Source organism: Flavobacterium chryseum, from assembly GCF_004362015.1.
Taxonomy (GTDB): Bacteria; Bacteroidota; Bacteroidia; order Flavobacteriales; family Flavobacteriaceae; genus Flavobacterium.
The window spans coordinates 1-4,657 of the sequence record NZ_SNWW01000027.1 but is presented as its reverse complement, the minus strand read 5'-3'; the positions used below and the strand labels follow the sequence as shown (position 1 = coordinate 4,657).

The window sequence follows — 4,657 nt, the reverse complement described above, 5'->3', positions numbered from 1 at the left end:
GATTACTGGATTATAAAAATAAATGATACCGGAGAAATTCAATGGCAAAATACATATGGAGCAGAAGGTGATGACCAGCCTTATTTGATTCACCAGACCATTGACGGAGGATATATTGTGGGCGGAAACTCCAACAGCAAAAATGCGCTGACCACACAAGGAGGAATTGTAGGCAACGGAACAGATTTCTGGGTTTTGAAACTAGACGAAGAAGGAAGCGTAATTTGGAGCAAAACCTATGATTTTGGAAAAACAGATATTTTAACGTCTTTGGTCGAGAATAAGGACAATACCTATTTACTGGGAGGCCATGCCAAAACAGAATCAGGAAGATCCCTTGTCAATAAAGTAGCCAAAGCTGCCGGAGCAAGCAAAGAAAAGGACGGAATTGATGATTACATTGCCTTAAAAATTGATGGTAAAGGTGAAGAAATCTGGAAGAAAACAATAGGAAGCGCAGGAGAAGATATCCTTAGAAAGTTAATCGAAACCAGAGATGGCGGCTATTTAATGGCGGGTACTTCCAATTCCAATTCCTCAAAAGATAAAAACTCCAATATAGGCAGCAATGATTTTTGGGTTGTAAAACTAAAAGACAAAACCAAAGTCGAAAAAGTGAAAGCTGGTATAGAAGCAATCCCTAATCCTGCCAGTACTTATACCAACGTCATTATAGGTCATGATTTTAAATCCGGTACTGCTACTGTGGTAGATATTTCGGGAAGAATTTTGCAGGAATTCAGTATTACCAGCAGAACGGTACCTGTAGATCTGAGCAGATACTCAGAAGGAATCTACATCATAAATATCAAAACCGATGTTAAAACCGAATCGGTTAAAGTCATCAAATCAATCCATTAAAAATATTTTCATAAAATGTATAAGCTAATTTTAAAAAACTCAGTGAAAACTTTGTTTTTGCTGTTTTTCCTATTTATATCAGCAACTGGTACTGCGCAGTCCGATGACAGTAAGTTTTTGCCTAATATAGTGCCGCCCTCACCTACAGCAGGGGAGCTGGGTAAATTTGGCAATGTCCCGGTTGGACTCTTTACGGGAGCTGCCAATATTTCGGTTCCGTTAATCACTTTTAAAACAAAAGATTTAGAATCACCGATATCGCTTTTTTATGGTTCTAATGGAATAAAGGTCGATGAAGTTGCTTCGAATGTAGGACTGGGCTGGAATATGAATTTTGGCGGCGTTATTACCCGTACCGTTAGAGACAAAAATGATGAGACGCAAACAACTGTTTATCCACCAGATGATTTATCCAATGCAACTGATGAGCAAAAAGTACAATTTTACAAAGCGGCGGGTCAGGATAATGCAGATACGGAAAGTGATATCTATTCTTTTAATTTCAATGGCAATTCAGGGAAATTTATATATGATAAAAATGGAGTTCCAGTTTTAGTTAATAATCAAAAAATCAAAATAGAAAGAACGGGAATCAATAATGCTGATTTTATATTGACAGCCACAAATGGTGTTAAATATTATTTTACAGAAAAAGAAACTACAACCTTCAGGAGCTCAGGAGCAGGGCATTCAATTCCTGTTGGAAGTGTCACGGCTTGGTATTTAAGTAAAATGACACATCCCAACGGATCTGAAATTTATCTTACCTACGAGAATTATACAATGAACTATGTGGCTTCTAATTCTCAATCATTGATAATGTCTTATCCTCCAATACAGGAAGATTGTTGGAAAGTTGTATATGCTAAAGCACCGACTCTTAGCGGAATTATTTCTCAGAATATGACAGTAATAGGCAAGCGAATCAATAAAATATTCAGTAAGAATATGACAGATGGATATGTAACTTTCAGTTATTATTCTCAGGGAATTTACGACGAAGTAATAGGTGACAATAAAATAGAAAACATAACACTATATAATAAGGAAAATATTGAAATTGAAAAAATAAAGTTTGATTACTTAAAGACAGCAAACCAAAGAGTTTTTTTACAAAATATTACATTTCTTGACCCAAGTAAAAAATATACTTTTGAATATATTAATCAAACAGAATTTCCTCAAAGATTATCTTACAGTCAGGATCATTGGGGGTACTTTAATGGTAAGAACAATATCAATTTAGTTCCTAAAAATATAACAGGTTATAATTTAGACCTAAATAATATTGATTATAATGGTGCTGACAAGGAACCGGATAAGAATTATGCTAAAATAGGATTGTTAAATAATATTATTTATCCCACAAAAGGTTACACTGAATTTGATTACGAAAGCAATACGTATTGGGGTGAGAAAACAACCTATCCCACAAAAACGATATTAAATTTAGAAAGATCCCCTGAAGATCACAATCCTACTGGAAGTACCTATACTATTACTTCACCAATAAATCAAAGAATCGAATTTTTAGGCAGGGTCAATTATGTAAGTAATCAGGCGCCCCAATATGATGAGAATGGTAACTTAATACCGGATCCTTCTAATACCGGACATTTTTCTGCCGCCATGCAGATCAGCAGTACTGATGCTCCTGGTGTATTTCTTCCCTTTTATGAACTTACTCAATTTGGTGTTCCTTATCCTCATCAGAGCAGTTTTACTTTTATCAACAGCACAGAAAGTCAGATTGTAGATAATGTTTTTTATTTTGATGCTGAAGCAGGTAAATCCTATACACTCGTACTTTACAAAAATGGAATTCGTGCTGCGGCAAGAGTGGATGTTAGTTATTATGCCACCGCTCCGGTTACAGTAAATACCAATATAGAAACCGGTGGTGTTCGAATTAAGTCTACGAAGGATTTTGCAACTGAAGGTGCAGTTCCTGTATATAAAAGGTACTATTATGCCAATAAGGAAGATATAAATCATTCTTCGGGTGATAACGGCAAAACACCTTTGTACCTAGATATTGCTACTCAAAGAAAAACGTGCAGCAGCAGTGACGGGATGGTACTTTGCCTCTATACAACTTTATATGATCTAGTGGTAAGTTCCAGCAGTATGATTTCCTTGTTTGATACCGGCAGCAGCAACTGTTTCTATAAATACGTAACGGTTAGCGAAGGCGGTGACTTTTTTGAAAATGGTGGAGAGATGAAAGAGTTTACAGTTGATAGAGATGGAGCAGGACAGATCGTTCTTGGAGATACAGAGATTAAAAGTGCTCCACTTACCAATTTTGGATGGGATAACGGGTTAGAGAGAAAATCACAAATATTTCAAAAAAAGAAGCCCGGATCTGAATTTGTAATTGTGGCAGAGAATGAAAATAAATATAAGTTAGATCTTTCATATAATAAAGAGATTACAGCTTATAGTGTTAGAAAAAATTATGAAGAACCATGCCCGCTATCACAAAGTGTTCAAAATTTTAGTATCGTTGAATATAAAACGAAAGGATATTGGTTTTATCTGGAATCCTCGATAGCTAAAAAATATGATCTAAAAGGATTAAATCCTATAGAGACTACAACAACCTATCAGTATAACAACCCTGTACATATTCAGCTGACTTCGCAAAGTACCGAGTCATCATTACAGGAAACTCTGCAAACCATATATTATTATCCACAGGATGCGTCTTTGGTAAGCGAACCTTTTGTAAATGATATGATAACAGCTAACAGAATTGATACACCCTTAAGAACTGAAACTTTTAAAGGAGGAGTAAAGTTATCGGAACAAAAAACACAATATGCCAAGGATGACACAACAGCAAATTTATTGTTGCCCAAGTTTATTTATGCAGCTAAGTTTCCCAACTCACTTTCTACGGGCAATGGTTTAAAAAGAAAAATAACATACGACAAATATGATGAGATGGGGAATATCCTGCAATATACTCCTGAAGCAGGTTTACCTGTTTCTGTTATTTGGGGTTATAACAAAACACAGCCAATAGCTAAAATTGAAAACACGGTTTATGATAATATTCCAGTTGGAACAATAACAAATTTACAAACATTATCAGATGCTGACAAGGATAACTGTTTAGGTGAAAGCTGTAGTGAACAACGCCTTAGAAACGAACTAAATGTGCTTAGAAATTCACTTTTAGGCAGTTTTGTTACCACCTATACTTATAATCCATTGGTAGGCGTTACCAGCGTCACCGATCTTAAGGGAATGACTTCTTACTATGAATATGATACTGTAGGGAGATTAAAATTTGTAAAAGATAATGAACTAAATGTACTTCAGAAATATTGCTATAATTATAAAGGGCAGCAGACGGATTGCAGTGACAATACTTCAACAACGGTTATTTTGTATAAAAGTATAGCCCGAAGTGGTTTGTTTACAAAAAATAACTGTGCAGTTGGTGGAACAGGTACTTCTATAAACTATACACAGGAAATTGGAGCTGTTAATTCCGATATTTCCCAGGCAGATGCTGATAATAAAGGTTTAATTAAATTTAACGCAGATGGACAGGCATTTGCCAATGATACTGCCAACTGTACTTTTTGGAATGTTGCCAAGAGCCAGATAATAATGCGGAACAATTGCGTAGCAGGAGGTACACCAGACAGTGCATCGTATACGGTTCCGGCTGGAAGATATTTTTCAAATCTTTCCCAGGCAGATGCAGATGCACAGGCTCAAGCAGAAATTAATACTAATGGACAGGCATATGCCAATGCTAATGCCAAATGTACTTTTTGGAATG

Annotated in this window: 2 protein-coding genes; both read left to right on the top strand. The window is 35.8% G+C overall.

Annotation, left to right across the window (positions count from 1 at the left end; all coding sequences use genetic code 11):
• On the top strand, positions 1-861 hold an 861-nt coding region (locus tag EV143_RS21210), incomplete at its 5' end, for a T9SS type A sorting domain-containing protein (protein ID WP_133509905.1).
• A 57-nt stretch (positions 862-918) separates the two neighbouring features.
• On the top strand, positions 919-4,657 hold a 3,739-nt coding region (locus EV143_RS21205), incomplete at its 3' end, for a DUF5977 domain-containing protein (protein WP_208111299.1).